Annotated in this window: 20 protein-coding genes and 1 pseudogene; 6 read left to right on the top strand and 15 right to left on the bottom strand. The window is 40.0% G+C overall.

Features of this window, described 5'->3' with window-relative positions; translation table 11 throughout:
* The first annotated feature begins 293 nt into the window (after window positions 1-293).
* The 3 genes and pseudogenes from JTI58_RS18390 to JTI58_RS18380 all read left to right on the top strand — a co-directional run bounded on the left by JTI58_RS18390 (window position 294) and on the right by JTI58_RS18380 (window position 3,614).
* Window positions 294-1,058, top strand: a pseudogene (locus JTI58_RS18390) (sulfite exporter TauE/SafE family protein).
* Between the two features lie 101 nt (window positions 1,059-1,159).
* Window positions 1,160-2,536, top strand: coding sequence for a Na+/H+ antiporter NhaC (gene nhaC, locus JTI58_RS18385; protein WP_205442811.1), 1,377 nt, complete (start codon window positions 1,160-1,162; stop codon window positions 2,534-2,536).
* A 313-nt stretch (window positions 2,537-2,849) separates the two neighbouring features.
* Window positions 2,850-3,614: a class I SAM-dependent methyltransferase gene (locus JTI58_RS18380; protein ID WP_205442810.1), complete on the top strand. Its 765-nt coding sequence runs from the start codon at window positions 2,850-2,852 to the stop codon at window positions 3,612-3,614.
* 45 nt (window positions 3,615-3,659) lie between these two features.
* On the opposite strand, the gene JTI58_RS18375 is transcribed toward JTI58_RS18380, so the two are convergent.
* From JTI58_RS18375 to JTI58_RS18365, 3 genes are all read right to left on the bottom strand, one after another.
* A complete protein-coding gene (locus JTI58_RS18375) occupies window positions 3,660-3,980 on the bottom strand; it encodes a YnfA family protein (protein WP_205442809.1) in 321 nt (106 codons plus the stop codon).
* 41 nt (window positions 3,981-4,021) lie between these two features.
* The gene (locus JTI58_RS18370; RefSeq protein ID WP_205442807.1) at window positions 4,022-4,756 is read right to left on the bottom strand and encodes an urease accessory protein UreH domain-containing protein; all 735 of its coding nucleotides are present in this window, start codon (window positions 4,754-4,756) and stop codon (window positions 4,022-4,024) included.
* A 76-nt stretch (window positions 4,757-4,832) separates the two neighbouring features.
* Window positions 4,833-5,687 carry a LysR family transcriptional regulator gene (locus JTI58_RS18365; RefSeq protein ID WP_205442806.1) on the bottom strand — a complete coding sequence of 285 codons (855 nt, stop codon included), beginning with the start codon at window positions 5,685-5,687 and terminating at the stop codon, window positions 4,833-4,835.
* A gap of 111 nt (window positions 5,688-5,798) precedes the next feature.
* Between JTI58_RS18365 and JTI58_RS18360 the strand changes: the two genes are divergently transcribed.
* The gene (locus JTI58_RS18360; protein WP_205442805.1) at window positions 5,799-6,566 is read left to right on the top strand and encodes a sporulation protein; all 768 of its coding nucleotides are present in this window, start codon (window positions 5,799-5,801) and stop codon (window positions 6,564-6,566) included.
* Window positions 6,567-6,800: 234 nt separating this feature from the next.
* Here JTI58_RS18360 and JTI58_RS18355 read toward each other — a convergent pair whose 3' ends face one another.
* The gene (locus JTI58_RS18355; RefSeq protein ID WP_205442804.1) at window positions 6,801-6,989 is read right to left on the bottom strand and encodes a hypothetical protein; all 189 of its coding nucleotides are present in this window, start codon (window positions 6,987-6,989) and stop codon (window positions 6,801-6,803) included.
* Between the two features lie 258 nt (window positions 6,990-7,247).
* Here JTI58_RS18355 and JTI58_RS18350 point away from each other — a divergent pair, with 258 nt between their 5' ends.
* Entirely contained in the window at window positions 7,248-7,913 is a 666-nt protein-coding gene (locus JTI58_RS18350; RefSeq protein ID WP_205442802.1) for an HAD family hydrolase, read from the top strand.
* 44 nt (window positions 7,914-7,957) lie between these two features.
* On the opposite strand, the gene ptsP is transcribed toward JTI58_RS18350, so the two are convergent.
* The 11 genes from ptsP to JTI58_RS18295 form a co-directional block, all read right to left on the bottom strand.
* Entirely contained in the window at window positions 7,958-9,670 is a 1,713-nt protein-coding gene (gene ptsP / locus JTI58_RS18345) for a phosphoenolpyruvate--protein phosphotransferase (protein WP_205442801.1), read from the bottom strand.
* Window positions 9,667-9,933 (bottom strand): HPr family phosphocarrier protein, encoded by a 267-nt coding sequence (locus JTI58_RS18340; protein ID WP_205442799.1) that lies wholly within the window; start codon window positions 9,931-9,933, stop codon window positions 9,667-9,669. Before JTI58_RS18340 ends, ptsP begins: the two co-directional genes overlap by 4 nt.
* Window positions 9,930-10,634 (bottom strand): glucosamine-6-phosphate deaminase, encoded by a 705-nt coding sequence (locus tag JTI58_RS18335; RefSeq protein WP_205442798.1) that lies wholly within the window; start codon window positions 10,632-10,634, stop codon window positions 9,930-9,932. The genes JTI58_RS18340 and JTI58_RS18335 overlap by 4 nt, the downstream gene beginning before the upstream one ends.
* 20 nt (window positions 10,635-10,654) lie before the next feature.
* Window positions 10,655-11,365: a sugar isomerase domain-containing protein gene (locus JTI58_RS18330; RefSeq protein WP_205442796.1), complete on the bottom strand. Its 711-nt coding sequence runs from the start codon at window positions 11,363-11,365 to the stop codon at window positions 10,655-10,657.
* Window positions 11,366-11,423: 58 nt separating this feature from the next.
* Complete coding sequence (gene nagA / locus JTI58_RS18325) at window positions 11,424-12,590, bottom strand: N-acetylglucosamine-6-phosphate deacetylase (RefSeq protein ID WP_205442795.1); 1,167 nt, start codon at window positions 12,588-12,590, stop codon at window positions 11,424-11,426.
* Between the two features lie 97 nt (window positions 12,591-12,687).
* The gene (gene nagE / locus JTI58_RS18320; protein WP_205442793.1) at window positions 12,688-14,634 is read right to left on the bottom strand and encodes an N-acetylglucosamine-specific PTS transporter subunit IIBC; all 1,947 of its coding nucleotides are present in this window, start codon (window positions 14,632-14,634) and stop codon (window positions 12,688-12,690) included.
* A gap of 179 nt (window positions 14,635-14,813) precedes the next feature.
* Complete coding sequence (locus JTI58_RS18315) at window positions 14,814-15,755, bottom strand: ABC transporter permease (RefSeq protein ID WP_205442790.1); 942 nt, start codon at window positions 15,753-15,755, stop codon at window positions 14,814-14,816.
* Window positions 15,733-16,653 (bottom strand): ABC transporter ATP-binding protein, encoded by a 921-nt coding sequence (locus JTI58_RS18310; RefSeq protein WP_205442789.1) that lies wholly within the window; start codon window positions 16,651-16,653, stop codon window positions 15,733-15,735. The genes JTI58_RS18315 and JTI58_RS18310 overlap by 23 nt, the downstream gene beginning before the upstream one ends.
* Window positions 16,654-16,746: 93 nt before the next feature.
* The gene (locus tag JTI58_RS18305) at window positions 16,747-17,466 is read right to left on the bottom strand and encodes an ATP-binding cassette domain-containing protein (RefSeq protein ID WP_205442788.1); all 720 of its coding nucleotides are present in this window, start codon (window positions 17,464-17,466) and stop codon (window positions 16,747-16,749) included.
* A gap of 9 nt (window positions 17,467-17,475) precedes the next feature.
* Window positions 17,476-17,832, bottom strand: coding sequence for a GntR family transcriptional regulator (locus tag JTI58_RS18300; protein ID WP_004229320.1), 357 nt, complete (start codon window positions 17,830-17,832; stop codon window positions 17,476-17,478).
* The gene (locus JTI58_RS18295) at window positions 17,829-18,605 is read right to left on the bottom strand and encodes a hypothetical protein (RefSeq protein WP_205442786.1); all 777 of its coding nucleotides are present in this window, start codon (window positions 18,603-18,605) and stop codon (window positions 17,829-17,831) included. Before JTI58_RS18295 ends, JTI58_RS18300 begins: the two co-directional genes overlap by 4 nt.
* Before the next feature lie 185 nt (window positions 18,606-18,790).
* Here JTI58_RS18295 and JTI58_RS18290 point away from each other — a divergent pair, with 185 nt between their 5' ends.
* Window positions 18,791-19,351, top strand: coding sequence for an AAA family ATPase (locus JTI58_RS18290; protein ID WP_205442785.1), 561 nt, complete (start codon window positions 18,791-18,793; stop codon window positions 19,349-19,351).
* Window positions 19,352-19,375 lie beyond the last annotated feature (24 nt).

Here is a 19,375-nt window from a genome sequence, read left to right as displayed (position 1 = left end):
TTACAAAACTGTAATATAAAATTCGCCACATTTATTTTCAAGCTATTTTCCAAGTTGCAAACGTTGGAAATCAAATATTAAAAATCACTATTTTTTCTTTAAAAACGACCATTTTTTCTTTTATTTTTATAAAAATACTTGAAATAAACTTTTTTCTGCTTATTTGTTTGCCCTGTGAAATGTTAAGGAATTGTAAACGAAATTTACATGAAAATGCTGGGATTTCATTGTTATTTTTTGACTTTCGCAGTACGCTATGTTAAAACGCAATGGAGAAAGATGGAAGCATACCTATGGATATTGATTTATTTTCACTCACACTATTATTACCACTTGCTTTTATCGCATCTTTTTTAAATGCGATTGTCGGAGGCGGTGGGCTCATCTCCTTACCTGCATTAATGGCCGTTGGTTTACCTCCAAGTACAGCCATTGCCACAAATAAACTGGCCAATACGATTAGTAATGGTACAAGTATGCTCACTTTTTTACGTGCAGGGAAAGTAGACATCAAGAAAATCGGAAAAATCCTTCCCTTTATCTTTGTAGGATCTTTACTCGGTGCCTTTACTGTCCATCTTGTATCCCCTGCTATTTTAAAACCACTTATGCTTGTTATGCTCGTCCTTGTAGCTGCTTATACAATGTTTAAAAAAGATTAGGGACAGCAATATCAAGAGCGTGTGCTTAGTACAGCCAAAAATTTAGCCTTTATAGGCACATTTGCGGCTATTGGCTTTTACGATGGCTTTTTTGGACCTGGTACAGGCTCATTTTTTATTTTTATTCTATTAATGATGGGCTATGATTTTCTGCAAGCTGCTGGTAATGCCAAGGCTTTTAATTTCACCTCTAATTTAGCGGCATTAATCATGTTTTTATTTTTAGGAGAAGTTCATTTTCTATATGGTTTTTCGATGGGCTTTGTCATGATCTTTGGGGCCATCCTTGGATCCAAATTTGCGTTGAAGCGTGGAACGACCATGATGCGTGTCATCTTTATTGTCATGACCTGTTTATTAATTTTGAAAAATGCATGGGATTATTTCTTGCATTGAAACCGCCAATTTTCAGTCAATTGACAAAAAATATTAGCGTGCTATAATACTTTTGGGCTTCACCGCATTGAAGCGCAGAAGTATGTATTAGGAGGATTCACATGTTTCGAATAGAAGCAAAGAGTAACCCTCGATTTCTTGAGGCAAGCTTTATCACTATTTTAATTATTGCCATAATGGCTTATAGTATTGGCTATTTAAAGGCTACGCCACATATCCCGATTTTTCTTGTGATTGCCATTTTACTCGCTTATGGACTACTGAAAAAAGTACCCTTTCGCGATCTTGAAGGTGGTATGATTGCGGGTGCTAGCGCTGGACTTGGCGCCGTTTTTATTTTCTTTTTTATCGGCATTTTAATTTCAAGCTGGATTATGGGTGGAACGATCCCAACCCTTATCTATTATGGCTTTTTAACTGTTTCGCCAAACTTTTTCTTTGCCATCGTGTTTTTAATTTGTAGTATCGTGGGTATTTCAATTGGAAGCTCGTTGACAACTGTGGCGACGGTTGGTGTGGCATTTATGGGCATTGCCGGTGCTATGGATATCTCCCTAACGATTACAGCTGGAGCGATTGTTTCTGGCGCCTTCTTTGGTGATAAAATGTCACCCTTATCCGATACAACCAATCTTGCTTCTGGTACAGTTGGTGTAGACCTTTTTGAGCATATTAAAAATATGGGCTGGACAACCATTCCTGCTTTTCTTATCTCCTTTGTAATCTATGCTATTATCTCGCCAACAGGAGCTGCTACATCCTTTGAGACTGTGGAACAATTTAAAGAAGGTTTATTGTCTACAGAACTTATTCATTGGTATACATTATTGCCAATTGTTGTTCTTGTTATCATGACTTTTTATAAGGCACCAGCAATCATTACATTGGCTGTTGTATCCATTATTGGAGTAGGCCTTGGCTCTCTACTTGACCCAGTTCCCGCTTCAGATATCTTCAAGATTCTGTTTGATGGCTATGTCTCTCAAACTGGTAATAAAGATGTAGACGCCTTGCTCACTCGTGGTGGGATGAATAGTATGCTATTTACAATCGCGCTTGTTCTACTTGCTTTAACAATGGGTGGTCTTTTGTTCACATTAGGCATTATTCAAAGTATTTTAGCGAAGGTGCAAAGTTTATTTAAAAGTGCTGGTTCTGTTATTACAGGTGCTGCTATTACAGGCATCGGTGTCAATTCATTGATCGGTGAACAGTACTTATCCATTCTATTAACTGGTGAGGCCTTTAAGGCTCAATTTGCAAAGGTTGGTCTTGCACCAAAAAACCTTTCACGCGTCATGGAGGATGCAGGTACGGTCGTCAACCCACTTGTGCCTTGGAGTGTTTGTGGTATTTTTATCGCAAGTGTCCTCGGTATTTCCACATTGGATTACCTACCGTTCACCTTCTTCTGTTTACTTGGACCAATTCTTACGATCTTGTTTGGCTGGAGTGGCAAAACATTAACAAAGCTTTAACCATAACAAAAGGTAGCTGAAAAAACATCAGCTACCTTTTTAGTTTACTCAAAATTTTTATGCTTGCGGTATCTTTACATTTGGACCTCGTTTTTTCAAATCATTGAGAAACTCCAGATAAAACTTTCTTACTACCTTGACCATGTGTTTTATAAAAAATTTTAATCTCTTATCGGATCGGAAATTTGATAGCCTGTAAAGCTAGCTGTTGTAGAGAAAGTTCTAATTCCAATTTGGAATCAAAATTCATGATTTTTCGCATTTCTGATTTCTGTTCTCCTTTGCTATGCTCAACTAAAGGAGATGAAATAGGATGACAACAAAAACAAAATGGAATGCTCATTTATATGATGAAAAGCATGATTTCGTGTCAAAATTGGGTACAAGCTTAGTCGATCTACTAGCGCCGCAGAAAAATGAACATATTTTAGATGTGGGTTGTGGTACAGGAGATTTGGCTAATGACATATCAGCATTTGGGGCTTCTGTGATTGGAGTAGATGCCTCGGCTACGATGATTTTAGCTGCTCAGCAAAAATATCCTGCCATAAATTTTCAAACAATGGAAGCTACAGCGATGCATTTTTCTCAGCAATTTGATGCCGTTTTCTCCAATGCCGCACTTCATTGGATGAAGGAACCTGATGTAGTTATCGAAAACGTCTATGGCGCACTGAAGAACGATGGACGCTTTGTTGCTGAAATGGGTGGACAAGGTAATATTGCATCCATCGTTTGGGCCCTGCAAAAAAGTATGGAATCTTTACAATTTCCCTATATCGACCACTATTTCCCTTGGTATTTTCCAAGCGTCGAGGAATATCAATCAAAATTAGAAAATGCAGGCTTTCAGGTCGAGAATATCACACTCTATAAACGTCCTACACCACTTCAAGGGCTGGATGGGCTTCGCAACTGGTTGGTGATGTTTAGTGATAATCTACTACAGCACTTAACGGTAGATGACAAGGAGCAGGTGTATGCGACATGTGAGGAATTATTAAAGCCAACTTGCTTTCACCACAATGAATGGGTCATTGATTATTATCGTCTACGTTTTATTGCGCGTAAAAAATAGTTCAAAAAAGGTTACTAGCCTGTCCTAGTAACCTTTTTTTCCACGCTAAGAGCGAGGCAGCAATATCACGATAACGCCGATTAAGCATATACCAGCGCCAATAAAGTCCAAGTGATCGGGCTTTTTGCCATCAATGCCCCACCCCCATAAAATGGACAGCACGATGAATACCCCACCATAGGCTGCATAAACTCGCCCAAACGTTGGAAAGGACTGAAATGTTGCGACCACACCGTACAGAGCAAGTGCAAATCCGCCAATAATGCCCCAATAAAAAGGTTTGCCCTCTCGTAACCAAAGCCAAATTAAATAGCCTCCACCTATTTCGCCAATTCCCGCAAGAATAAATAATAATATAGCTGACATACTGTATCTCTCTTTCTCGTTTTAACTCTATTATACATGTCTTACAAGCTCCAATAGGTAATGGTGTCCGTCATACCGATTAAAAATAATAGGATACCTGCCATCATTTGAATAGCCCTTCCCATTTTCATACTTTTGCGTAGGATAAGACGCTTGGCATCAAAGACGTAAATCAGCAGAAGCATGATGATAAGCGGTACAGCCGTTGTTACGCCAAAAATACTTGGGAGGAGCAAACCATAGGAAGTGCTCGCCACAAGGGGCATTAACCACACAAAGAACAAGACAAACATAGTGGGACAAAAGGCAATCGAAAAACTAGCGCCCATTAAGAACGAGCCGAATTTCCCCTCTTTGACTACAGGTGGCAGCAGCGATGTTAAGCGTTGCAGAAAGGTTAATTTGAATAAACCGATTAGCACCAGCCCTGTTAGCAGCATCATCGGTCCAATAGCCTTACGAAAAATTGGAAAATAAACGGTCATCTTTGTTTCAAACGATTGTCCAAATAGCCATGCACAAAAGCCAAGTCCACTAAAAACAACCACTTTCCCTACAATAAAAAATACAATCTCCTGCCAATTACTGCTCTTTTGAAGTGTTCGATTGCCGTAAAATGTAATGGCACTCATATTACCTGTTAATTGACATGGAGCAAATGCGCCTATCAAGCCAAGAAGAATGGCCAGCATCAAGGCAGAATGCTCATAGCCCTGTACAAATTGCGTAATGGGCTCACTAATAAACTGACTAATGGTGGACAACATACTATACATATCAACACCCTCTATCTATCCTTTATATTAAAATAGTATAAAGGAACATTATGAATAAACAGTGCAGATAGCAGCTTTACCCATACACGCTATTACATGCTTCTAAAAAATCATCATAATCAGCTGAGACATACTTTGTAAGCAAATAGGTATCCGATACAATATGGGAAAATTCTTTTATTGAATAGCTATGTAGAAGATGTTGCTGACAATCTGCTTCAATCACACTTTTAGGCAATAGGGCGATACCAAGACCATGCTTGACGAAATGCTTAATCACCTCTGTTTGATTGATATGCATTGTTTGATGGCTGGCAAATTGCTGTAGCACCTGTTGAACCTCCTGCCAATAGGGCGCATACGCATGGGTGAAAAGTGTTTCCTGCTGTAAAAGTGTGAAAGCATCCTTGTCCTTTTTAGCCATAGGGGCAATCAAATGCAGTGGTTCCTGTGCGAGCATCACCGTGTGTAGCTCACGAGTTGAGGTTAATTTGGATAAGCCAATATCGATTACACCAGTAAATACCGCTTCCCCGATTTCATTGGATTTTAAAAGTTCTATCACTACTTGAGTAGTTGGCTTTCGGCGCTGGAATGCTGTGATAATGGCTGGTAATGTTGAATTCGCTATTTGTGGAGCAACACCAAGCGTAAGTTTAGCGGTGTAGCCCTTTACGAAGGCATCCATCTGATGTAGCCCTTCATCTAAAGCGGACAAAATTTTTTGTGCCTGCTGACTAAAATAAGCACCGTGCCGATTTAACGTTACCTGTTTGCCCTGTCGATTAAATAATGGCGTTTGCAATGCCCTTTCTAAATGCTGGATGTGCTTCGTCACGGTCGATTGTGTAATAAATCGTTTTTCAGCTGTTTCTCGAAAGTTTTCGGTTTGTGCTGCCACCATAAATGTGCGTAGCCATTCTGTTTCCATCGCTATCCCTCTTTCGTTTTCAACTAGTATAGCGAAAAATTTGGAAGTCTTGAAACCTTTTTTCAACATAAGCGTATGTATAGCTAACGATGTCAGTAGGAGGAATGAAAGATGTCTTTTTTTCATAAAGCATTAGCAAGTATTGGAATAGGTTCAGCAACAGTGGATACAAGATTGGAAAAGGAAACTTATCATGCTGGAGAGGTTATGCAGGGGGAAATCATAGTGCATGGCGGTCAAGTCGAGCAACAAGTGGATACCATTTATTTATCCGTCAATACGACGTATATTCGCGAGTCGAATGATCACAAACATACAGAGGTTGCCGCACTACAAAAAGTCAAAGTAACAGAGCCTTTCACACTGACGGCTGGCGAAGAAAAGGTCTTTCCTATTTCATTAACACTACCATTTGAAACACCGATTAGTGCTGGTAAAACACAGGTTTGGATTCAAACGGGTCTGGATATTAAAAATGCGGTCGATCCGAGTGATAAGGATTATATTCGTGTTGAGCCAACAGCGCTTGCAGGACATATATTAGATGCGATTCGTGGATTAGGTTTCCGTTTACGTGAAGCTGAATGTGAACAAGCCCCTTCACGCTTCCGTGGCTACTATCCATTTGTCCAGGAATTTGAATTTGTACCAACTGGACAATTTAGAGGTCATTTAGATGAGCTAGAAGTAGTTTTCCTCTCTCAGTCCAACCATTCTGCAGAGATTTTAATGCAAATTGACCGCAAAGTAAAAGGCATTGGTAGCTTTTTTGCTGAGGCATTAGATATGGATGAAAGCTATGTTCGCACAACCATTACGATGCACGACCTACCAACACTGCAGGCGAAGCTTCAGCAAATTATTTCAAAACATGCCTAATGAACTAAAACTTCAGACTTTCACTTTTGAAGGACAAAAATTTAATTTCAACATAAATAGGGTACGAAATCACAATGATTTTCGTACCCTATTTAATAGAATTAGTTTATAAAATCACATAGCATTTGTCGTGCCTTTTTTAGAATGGGCATGTTTCTAATTCCCAATTAGAGGAACTATCAATGACGAAGAACCGAAACTAATTAATTTTATTTCTTCACTCAAGCAGTAAGATCACTTAATTAATTTTTCTGGTTTTTTTACTTTTATTGAAGCAACTTCTCCACAATCCAAACAAACCGTAAAGATTCTCTCAGAACCTATAGCAATTTTCTTATCAACTGGACGAAGATTTATGAAATCCATCGCTTCTACAAATGAATCTCCTCCACAACTTTTACATTTCATTTCCTTAATATCCATATAAATTTTCCCCCTGCTATATCTTGTTTTTAGTACATTTATCATGGGTATTGATTTCCTTAATTGTCTATACATCGTATGCAAATTAGATTAAAGTATAATAAGATACATATTTTTCTGTATATATAAATTATATAAAAATTTACTATTAATGTATATATTTAACTCATAAATAAGTATGTAAATTCTCTATAAATAAGCAACCCTTTTATAATTCAGCTACTTTTTTTACAATCAAAAAGGACGGTGAAATGTTTCGTGATTAAAGCGGCATTATTTGATTTAGACGGAACATTATTAAATAGAGATGCATCTGTCCAACTCTTCATCGAGCAGCAATATGAGCGATTGAAGGCGGTTCTCGGTTGCATTCCAAGGGAACAATATATAACTCGCTTTATTCAATTAGATAAGCGAGGCTACGTTTGGAAGGATCGCGTCTATCAGCAATTAGTGGAGGAATTTCATCTTGCTCATATAACGTGGGAAGCACTTCTTCAAGATTACCTAAATGAATTCAAATATAGCTGTGTCCCTTTTCCTAACCTTATTTCGATGCTAGAGCAATTGAAAAAGGATCGATTGGTTTTAGGCATGATTACAAATGGCTATGGGCAATTTCAGATGGACAATATAAAGGCATTAGTAATTGAGCAGTATTTTGATGTCATTTTAGTTTCTGAATGGGCAGGAATGAAAAAGCCCCATCCTCAACTATTTTTGAACGCAATCGAAAACCTGAATGTGCTGCCTCATGAATGTGTTTTTATCGGCGATCATCCTGAAAATGATGTCAAAGCTGCTCAACACGTAGGAATGAAGGGCATTTGGAAAAAGGACAAACAATGGGACGATGTTGAAGCGGATGCCATCGTGGAGGATTTATTAGAAATACCTATAGTCATCAACTCTTTCAGCCAGTAATGCTACAAAACCCATCTACTTGGTAGATGGGCTATCGTTCTATCTTATTTCAATGCTTGCTTTACTTTTTCTAGCACTTCCTCAGCTGTCGCTAACTGTAAAGCCTCCGTCGCTAAAGTCTGCATCTCTGGGACAGATAATTGCTTCAGCAAGGCGCGTGTTTTTAAAATCGATGTGGCACTCATAGAGAACTCATCTAAGCCTAAGCCTAGTAATAGAGGAACAGCTAGCTCATCGCCTGCCATTTCTCCACACATCCCTACCCATTTCTGTTCTTGATGGGCAGCTTTAATGACCATTTGAATTAAACGTAAAATGGCTGGATTATACGGTTGATATAAATAGGCAACTTTTTCATTCATGCGATCTGCAGCCATTGTATATTGAATTAAATCATTTGTGCCAATGGAGAAAAAATCCACTTCTTTTGCAAAAATATCAGCCATTACGGCTGTCGATGGAATTTCAACCATCATCCCGACCTCTATAGATGAACCTACTGCAATACCTGCCGCTATCAGCTTTTCCTCTTCCTCAAGCAAAATCGCTTTAGCCTCACGGAATTCTTGAATGGTCGCAATCATGGGGAACATAATTTTTAAATTTCCGTAGACCGATGCTCGAAGGAGGGCACGCAATTGTGTGCGGAATAGCTCCTGCTGGTCTAGACATAGACGAATGGCACGATGACCAAGGAATGGGTTCATTTCTTCCTGCAAAGGTAAGTATGGCAAGTGTTTGTCGCCACCGATATCCAGTGTTCGAATAACAACTGGCTTGCCCTTCATTCCTTCCATGACTGTTTTATACGCTATAAATTGTTCTTCCTCTGATGGCAAATTTTCTCGGCCCATATATAAAAACTCTGTACGATACAGGCCAATTCCTTCTGCCCCATGACGCAATACACCATCCAAATCACTTGGTGATCCAATATTAGCCGCTAGCTCCACATGCACGCCATCTTTAGAAACAGTTTGCTCATTCACTAAAGTAGACCATTCCGCCTGCTGTGCACGATAGTTTTGCGCCTTTTCCTGGTAGTGCGCAATCACATCGGCTGTTGGATTCACTAGGACTTGACCCGCCAAACCATCCACGATTAATTGATCGCCATTCTGAATCGTTGTCGTAGCAATCCCTGCTCCTACGACTGCTGGGATTTCTAAGCTACGAGCCATGATGGCCGAATGGGATGTTCGCCCTCCAATATCGGTAATAAAACCGAGAACAAAGTTGCGATCTAATTGGGCTGTCTCTGAAGGAGTCAAATCATTCGCTACGATAATTACCTGTTCGTTCATATTGCTTGGATTTGGAATATGTACACCGAGTAAGTGTGCTAATATGCGATTTGTCACATCTCTAATATCTGATGCTCGTGCACTCATGTATTCGTCATCCATACCTTCAAATAATGCCACAAACATAGAGGATACTTCATGCAATGCATATTCCGCATTCACCGCTTCGTCTGCAATTTTTTGATTGATGGGCCCAATTAATTCGGGATCATGAACCACTAATAAATGTGCCTCAAAAATTGCAGCTTCTTCTGCACTAAATTTTTCGAATGTTTGCTGTCGAATAATAACTAGTTCTTGTTCTGCTTTGGCAAGAGCGGCTGTTAAACGTTGCTGCTCCGCCTCGATATCAGGAACAGTTGTTTTAGCAAATGTTAAATCTGGTTGGACGAAACGATATGCTTTCGCAATGGCAATGCCGTCTGAAGCGGCAATACCAGTGAGTTGTGTCATTGTGCAAGCCCCATTTCTGTAATGAGTGTCGTTAATGCTGCTAATGCTTGCTCTTCGTCTTCCCCCTCTACAGCAAGTGTAAATTGTGAACCTTGCTTTAAGGCTAATCCCATCACACCTAAAATGGATTTCAAATTAGCTGCTTTTTCTTCTGTGCGTATTTCAATAGATGAAGTAAACGGTGTTGCTTTTGCCACAAGCTGGCTTGCTGGTCGTGCATGAATACCTAAAGGATCGACTACTGTAAATTGTTGTGTTTTCATAATTTATTCTCCTCTTCTTGTAAGTCTGTTAAAACAATAACATTTGGATGTTTGGATAAAACAGTGGCTGGTACATCTTCTGTATAATCAGAAGACAGTAAACGCTCTAACACCTCACGCTTAGCTTCTCCCACTGCGAGTAACAAAATGCATTTTGCACGCATAATCGATTGAATACCCATTGTATATGCCTGTGTTGGCACTTCGTCAATGGAAGAAAAGAAACGCGCATTGGCTTGACGAGTGGATTCTTCGAGTGTCACAAGATGTGTTAAAGAAGCAAATGGCGTACCAGGCTCATTGAAGCCGATATGACCATTTTGACCGATACCAAGTAATTGGAAGTCTAATGGATATTGTTGCAATAATCCTTCATAGCGAGCTGTTTCCACTAGAGGATCTATTGCTAAACCATCCGGTAAATACGATGCTAGAAATGGTTTTTGGTTAAATAAATGTTTGCTCATATAATAGGCGTAGCTTTGCTTATGTGTTGCCTCAAGCCCGACATATTCATCCAAATTAAAGCTAATGCTCTGTGAAAAATCAATATCTGTTTGACAAATTTTAGCATACAGCGGTTCCATTGTTCCACCAGTAGCTAATCCGAAAGTTGTTGCGCCATTATTTTTTGCTTCCACGATTGTTGCTACTGCATGTGTATATAAATCATCCATTGAGGAAAACCTTTTTATTTTCACCACATATCCTCCTTTGTGCCTTAGAAATGAATGCGCTGACCATATTGATCAATGAGCGCATTGTTATTGTTTTCCCCTAAATTACTGCTACCAAACACAGGTATGCTTGCGCCCTGTGCATGCATCAGCTCAATGATTTGAGCGAATAAAGCATTTAATAAAGTTGCACCTAACACTGTTGATACAGGAGCATATTGCAACTGGTCAACGGTTAACACACCGTCGCCTAATGGCACATGCGTATTCAATACTTCATCTACTACTTGCTCTAAACGCTTGCCTGATGAATGGCGTGATGGCTGCTGTTGATATTCGAGCGACTGCAGTGATATGGTCAAAGCGCCCGCTTCCTTTGCAAAAATAGCCATATCAATGGGCGCTGGATTATTGGCAGAGGTTGAAATGATGATACAAACATCTTGGTCATCAAATTGCAGCTGATTCTTATAGGAGGCTAAAAAAGCCTGTTTTTTTTCATTTTGTGAGGATTGCCGTGCACCCTGATGTAGCATTAACGATTCAATGTGTATGGGTTTGACAGGCACTAAGCCACCTGCTCGGTAGTAACATTCCTGTGCTAATAGCATGGAATGACCAGAGCCAAAGAGCTGAATGATGCCTCCCTGTGTGAGACGTTTAACAATTTGCTCGGCAATACGCATCAGTTGATTGCTTTCCTGTTGTGCCATCATTGTTAAATATCGATTAACTTGTTGAAAATAGGTATTCATGTTCTATCACCTTTTCATTTCCATCGTTTCATGCTAGATGTTTGCATAACTCCTGACATTATTGCCCATCACCAGCTAGCATTGCATCATAGAAGACCTTGCCCGCCTTAATCGTTTGATGAAGCTTTAAATGTTCATCCAAAATTACCGCATCGGCATCATAGCCTTGCACAAGCTGTCCCTTATTACTTAGCTTCAATTGCTCTGCAGCATTAAAGCTGGACATTTTGACAAGCTCCTCCAGCGTACAATTCGTAATGTGACGCATATTCCGTACAGCTTGATCCATTTTTAAAATACTACCTGCTAAAGAACCATTCGATAAATGGGCGCCTGCCTCTGTTACATGTACTGTTTGACCACCTAAATCATACGCTCCAAATGGCATGCCCTTTGCGCGCATCGCATCGGTAATTAAAATCAGTCCGTCTGCTCCCTTTAAGCGATAGGCCATTTCCACCGCGCCTTCATGCATATGGATAAAATCAACAATCAATTCTGCCTTAATCGCATCTAGCAGCAGGACACCACCAACTACACCTGGATCTCGATGGTGGAATGGACGCATTTGATTGTATAAGTGTGTTCCCTGTGTGGCACCTAATTGAACCGCTTGTTGCATTTGCTCAAAGGTAGCATCCGAGTGACCAATGGAAACAATGACACCGCTAGCAGAAATACTTTGCACAGCTGCCATGCCATTCGGTTCTTCTGGTGCTAGCGTAATTTGCTTAATTTTATGGCCACTGATTTCCTGCCATTTTGTCCATCTATCCAAATCTAGCTCGACAATATATTCAAGAGGCTGTGCCCCTGCTCGCTGCTTTGAGACAAATGGCCCTTCGATATGAATACCTAGTACCTCCGCTTCGTCTGGCTGTGGCTGGAACTGCGCCACATTTTCGATAGCTCGCTCAATGTTGTCATAGCTTTGTGTCATCGTTGTGGCTAAAAAGCTTGTCGTGCCTTCTTTTAAAAGGGATTGGGCCATCGTATGAAGCCCTTCATCTGAAGCATCCATTGTATCAATTTGAGCGGACCCATGAATGTGCATATCAATAAATCCTGGCAATAAAAATTTCCCTGAACCATCTAGCTGATCTACATCATGAATATCGAGATGGGGAGCAATTTGCGCAATTTTACCATCCTTCATCCACACGTCTACCTGTTCATCTCGTCCATTGGCATTCACCACTGTGATATTTCGAATGAATAAACTCAAGAAAAACATCTCCTTCTTGAACAAGGGCTGTCGAAAAGGCATCCATTTGCAATAGCTCATTGCCTCTGTGTACCTTCGCTAACAGCCCCATTAGTCGTTACTTCTTCATTGTAATAATATTTGTTGAGCCTGCTCGTTGGTAGCCCGTTTTTTCAAGTGTAATCTCTTGCCCCATTAAGCTTGTAAAGACAACTGGTGTGATGACAGAAGGTACTTGGCCTTCAATCTGTATGATGTCTGCTTTTAATAGCGCATCCCCACGCTTAATTTTTTGACCATCTGTAACGAACAGTTCAAAGCCTTCACCATTTAGTTTGACCGTATCTAAGCCAACATGAATTAATACTTCCATACCTGTATCTGATTTCAAGCCGATTGCATGCTTTGTTGGGAAAATCATTACTACCTGACCATCGAATGGTGCATAAACTGCTCCATCTGTCGGACGAATACCGAAACCTGGGCCCATCAAGCCTGCTGAAAATGCCTCATCTGGCACTTCTGTTAAAGGTAATAAATCACCTGTCATTGGCATCTCGAAATCACGGAATGTCATAGTCTCGTTCTTTACTGCCTCTTCCACGACAGGCTGTGCAGTAGGAAGTTCAGCGTTGGTTGGTGCTGGATTGCCTTTTTTCAAACGCTCTTTCATGGCCTCAGCTAAAAACTCTACAGATGTTCCAATAATTACTTGAACATTCGTTTTACTGATACGCATTACACCTCGTGCACCTGTTTGTTTCAGTGTTTTATCATCTACAACATTCGCATCCTGTACAGACAGACGTAAGCGAGTTGTACAGTAATCCACTTGCTGAATATTGTCTTTTCCACCTAATGCTTCAATTGTATAGTAGGCACGTAAATCGACATCATTAGAAATAGTAGCATTTACTTCGCCATCCTCTTCCTCATCGTCTTCACGTCCAGGTGTTTTTAAATCTAATTTTTTGATTAAAAAATAGAAAACAACAAAGTAAATTGCCCCAAAGCCCAAGCCTAACGGTAATAATAGCAATGGTTTATCTGCTAGCCCTAAGTTGAGCAAGTAGTCAATTAAACCTGCTGAGAAGCCAAAGCCGTCACGGAACCCAACAATATAGGCAACTGCAAGCGAAATACCTGTTAATACCGCATGGATACCATAAAGAACTGGTGATAAGAACATAAATGAAAATTCAATCGGCTCTGTAACCCCTGTTAAAAAGGCTGTTAAAGCGATGGATACGAACATCCCACCAACGATCGGACGTTTTTCTTTTTTCGCTGTAAAATACATCGCAAGACATGCTGCTGGTAAACCGAACATCATAATGGGGAAGAAGCCAGCTTGGAAATGTCCAGCTGATGTGTCTCCTGCTAGGAAACGATTGATATCCCCTTTCACGATTTCGCCTGCAGCATTCGTAAATTCACCGAAATCAAACCAAATAATCGTATTGATTACATGGTGTAGACCCACTGGAATTAATAGACGGTTGAAGAAGCCATACATTCCTACGCCAAGTGATCCTGCCCCGATCATCCAATTGCCGACAGCATCTATGCCACCTTGAATTGGTCCCCATACGATCGCTAAAATACTCCCTAAAATCGCCATGGTGATGGATGTAATAATTGGCACAAAGCGCCGTCCACCAAAGAATGATAACCATTCTGGAAATTTCACATTATAATATTTGTTATACAATAAGCCTGCCGTAATACCGGCAATAATGCCACCAAACACACCCATATTTAATTCTTCATTAACAGTTCCTAAAACGGCTATTAAAACAAGATGCGCAATTGCACCTGCAAGAGCTGCGCCGCCACTGCTATCGTGTGCCAATCCCATCGCAATACCGATGGCAAAAATAATTGGTAAATTCCCTAGTATGGCATTACCAGAAGCGGCCATAATACTAGCAATGTACTGGATTGCTTCATTCGGTACGGCCCCAAGCATATCCCCTGAACCTAAACGCAATAGTAATGCTGCTGCTGGTAATGTAGCAATTGGAAACATGAGCGACTTACCGATTTTTTGTAAGAAAGCAAACATTCATTATCCCCCTTTGGTATAGTTGTCTAGACCACTTTAGTAAAAAAAAAAGCGTTTTCACTAAGTTGCTATTATTATAGGCGCAATTCAAAAAAAAATAAATACTTTTTTAATATTTCGTGATGTCAAACAAAAAAACCGCACCCTAATCTGAAATTAGGGCACAGTTCTTATTTAGCTTATGCCGTGACATCACGTTTCATAAAGGTTGAATAACTAATGACAAGGAAAACTAATGCGTAAATAGCAAGTACTGTTAGTGAGAAGGGCATCGTTACATCAGCAATGATAGAGCCTCCACCATGTTCATACTGTGTTAAATCAGAATGTGTTAGCCAAATATATTTGACGATGTCATATCGGCTTAAGAACATGACAATCATGCCGCCTGTAAAGGACAGGAACATCGTTAAACCGATTGCTAAGGAGCTTGAACGGAACACAGAACCTATCAAAAAGGCAAATAATGTAGACATTACAAAATCGCCACCAGATAATAGATAATGATAGGCTAAATCACCCCATACGCCCTTTTCAACAACCTGTTCATTGACGATTTCTAATTCGACACCTGTTCCCATGCCGAACAAGACTAAGCCGACAAGCGCACTTACCACCACGTTGACCACATACAATAACAAACCAAAGAGGAATGTTGTCAGTAATTTAGACGTTAACACTTTTGCACGGGACATTGGACGCGTTAAGAGCATTTTAATCGTCCCTGTTGAAAATTCGCTCGATACAATACTCGCTGCGGTAATGACTGTAAATAAAGTGACAAGCGTTAGCATGCCGCTTGTAAAGGACATAAAGCTCACAAGGCTACTATCCTTTTGACTTGGTGCATCATTAGCTAAACGATATTCAGAAATAGCCATCTGCTCTTGAAAGTATGCTTTATCTTCCTCCGTTAAATCTTCACCTGCTAGCCTCTCTTTATACGACTGAATGGCCTCCTGCTCTATGTCCTGCCAAGAGCCTTCTGTCGGGGATTTTACTTCATAATATTTTGTGATTCCAGCTGGAACAAGAATGACAAGAATCAGCATGGCCACCATTGCCCATGTTCCTTTTTTATGCCATAATTTCATCCACTCATTTTGAATTAGCTTCAGCAATTTGTCCGCCTCCCGTCATTTCTAAGAATTGATCCTCTAATGTTTTTTGATGTGGCTGTACAGCAAATAATTGAATACCCGCTTGGACTAGTTGTGTAGTCATGGCTGGGACATCCTCTTTCTTCATTTCCACCACATAGCCTTGATTTTCTGCTACAAAGTTAAAGTCACGCTGTTCCAGATAAGCAGACACCTGCTCTTTTGGCTGTGCCTCCACATAATAAAATGATGAGCTTTCATTGTGAATATCACGCAGATCAATTAGCTGCCCATTTTGGATCACGGCCACACGATCACACATCAATTCAATCTCAGATAATAAGTGACTTGAGACAAAGACGGATACGCCCTCTTCAGAAGCAATCTTACGCAGGTACATACGAAACTCACGAATACCAGCAGGGTCTAAGCCATTCGTCGGCTCATCTAAAATCAAAAACTTCGGTCTGTGCAATAGCGCCTGAGCTAACCCTAGTCGTTGTCTCATACCAAGTGAATACGTAGAGACCTTTTCATGGATACGATTTTCGAGCCCAACCTGTTGAATAACCTCCTGAATTCGTTCCTTTGTTACATTTTTATGCATACGCGCAAAATGTAGTAAATTTTTATAGCCTGACATAAATTTATACATTTCTGGATTTTCTACAATGACGCCAACCTTACTAATGGCTTCCTCATAATGATCCTTAAGTGAAAGACCATCGATGATGACATTGCCCTCTGTTGGATGCATAAGTCCTGTCATCATTCGGATCGTTGTTGTTTTCCCCGCTCCATTCGGTCCTAAAAATCCTGTAATTTGGCCAGGATATAAATCAATGTTTAACTGTTGAATTAATTGCTTTCCTCGAATCGTCTTCGATAAATTTTGCAATTGTACAATTGGTTCAGTCATATTTTTCACCCTTTCTAATCTATTTCGACTTGGCATAATGGCGTCTGGCTATTGAAGCCATCCTGCAATAATGCCTTACTGACAATTTTTTCTTCACCTTGAGCTGTCGATGTCTTTTACTGAAGGACGATAAAATCCTTTCATCCACTCGACTGCATCCTTATTCGCCACATCACGTAATGTTTCGACTTCCTCATAGGCCGTAATAGCGCCCGCCTGCAATAAAATAATTTGATCTAAAATAGGCTCTACCTCATATAATTCATGTGTGGATAGCACAATCGTTTGATTTTCAATATCCGTAAATTGAATTAAGCCCTTAATCAGCTGCTCTCTCACTATGGGATCTAGCCCAGCAAACGGCTCATCCATGACATAATAAGGAACCTCTCGCCCAAGGGTTGCAGCCATTTTCATACGACCACGATTGCCCTTTGACAATTGGCGTAGCTTCGCGCCTTTATCTACCTGTAAAAATTGTGCGACGATACAGGCCTTATCATAGGAAAAATCTGCAAACTGTGAGGCATAATGCTGGAATAGCTGTTCACCCGTGTAGTACTCAAAAAACAAATCCGTATCGGGCAAATAAGCAATTTGGTCAGCACTTCTACGTGTGACGGGCTCACCATCTAGTGTGACCTCACCAGCAGTAGGTCGTAGTAAGCCAGCTAAAACTTTCATGAGCGTGGATTTACCACTACCATTTTCCCCAACTAGTCCAATGATTTGTCCAATCGGAAAGGAAAAGGATAGATCCTGTAAAATCGGCTTTTTCTTATATTGAAAAGACACTTTTGATAGCTGTAACATCCCTTCACCTCACGCTTTATTTTTCAAAACCACTAGCATCTCTTCCTTGGAAAAGCCTAATGCCTCAATTGATGTTAAAAAATTTTCAGCTAGCTGGTTTTTCATCTCTTCCCGCAATAACTCAATGCGTTCCTCATTGCTCGTAATAAATGTACCCTGTCCTCGTTTGGTTTCCGTTATATTCATCGCCTCTAACTCCTTATAGACACGTTGCACCGTATTGACATTGACACCTGTTTCTACTGCATATTCTCGAACGGAGGGAAGTCGATCACCTAGTTGCAACTTCCCCTTCAAAATGTCCCCACAAATTCGATCGACAAGCTGGCTATAAATGGGTTTATCACGCGAAAAATCCATCGTCATCGTAAAACCACCCTTTCAAGCCACTTCGATGCTGCTAAAAAGAGCAGTAGCAGGAATAACGTAATGGCCACTTCCTCGACAATATAAATCGAGCCCAGCATCCATTCCATTGTCATCCCTTTCGCTTTTGGTAGGTACTGTTCAATATGGTGAAGCGAAACTTCTCCATGGAGGAAAATCGTTCGATACAGCTGACTCTCCGTCACCTTCACCCAACCAGCTGTCGTTAAATAAAACGCAACCATTGTCAGTACAATCGAAAAACGACCGATTAGGCGCTTTAATTGCAAATAAAAAGCTAAAAAGAATAAAAGCACGATAAATAGCATTAATTGTAAAACTGTCAATATAATAACAATTATTACCAAAATTAATAAAATTTGTCCAGCACTCGCTATTAGCTCATCTTTCATATGGAAAATGGCTATACTCGTGAAAAGGGTATTAAAGAGGAGATATCCTACTAACGAACAAACTAACTTTGCCCCGATAAGCTTCGTAATGGAGCTTGTTGAATGGAGCCAGCTCTCCTTTGCTTTAATATCCAATCGCATCGACGCTAAAAATTGTAAGATAGAATAAAATCCGCCTAGAAAAAGGACGAGTATCGTAAAGGCAAATGCTAGCTGATGCTCATGTGCAAAGAGATTGACATACTGATGTAATACATAGGGAACGATCCAAGATAGCGTAAGACCCATAAATATCCCTACTAGAAACCATGAGCGATAAAGCACCCATTCTTTTTTTAAAAGTCCTACAAAACTTTTCAATCACAACACCTCGTGTCATAGTGTACTAGTCACATATTACACTATGACTTTTTAGTTAGCAAGTGGCAAATACAAGAAAAAGGAAATTCCTATTGCTCAGGTCTTTTCCTTCTAATCGTCTTCCATTATTCCTTTATCTATGCTTTACTCTTTATAGGATAATATTGGATATTAGGAGGGAGTTTATGAAATTTATTCTTATCTTTGGACCACAAGCAGTTGGGAAGATGACTGTTGGACAAGAATTAGCTAAAATAACAAATTTGAAGCTTTTTCATAATCATATGACGATTGATTTAGTGGGACATTTTTTTGATTACGGCACGAAAGAAGGAAAAAGATTAGTAAATTTGTTTCGTCAGGAGATATTTGAAGAAGTATCAAAGAGCAATATGTATGGCATGATTTTTACTTACGTTTGGGCATTTAATCTACAAGCTGACTGGGATTATGTGAAGCGAGTCTCGCAGTTGTTCGAGTCCAGAGGTGGTATTGTTTACTATGTGGAACTTGAGGCTGATTTCGATGAAAGACTTGAACGTAATAAAAGTGATAACCGACTTGTACATAAGCCATCCAAAAGAGATATAGAATGGTCTGAGGCTGACTTAAAAATATCAATGGAGCAGTACAGGTTGAATTCTTTAGAAGGTGAGATTCCTTATTCAAATTATCTCAAAATCAATAATACAAATTTGAGTGCACCAGAAGTGGCGAAAATCATCAAGAAAAGCTTTCATTTCTAAATTGATAAGAATCCTCTGTTATTT

Origin of the sequence: Lysinibacillus fusiformis (assembly GCF_016925635.1) — a bacterium.
Lineage (GTDB): Bacteria > Bacillota > Bacilli > Bacillales_A > Planococcaceae > Lysinibacillus > Lysinibacillus fusiformis_F.
The sequence above is the reverse complement of the archived record's forward strand: the minus strand, read 5'-3'. Positions and strand labels throughout refer to the sequence as shown.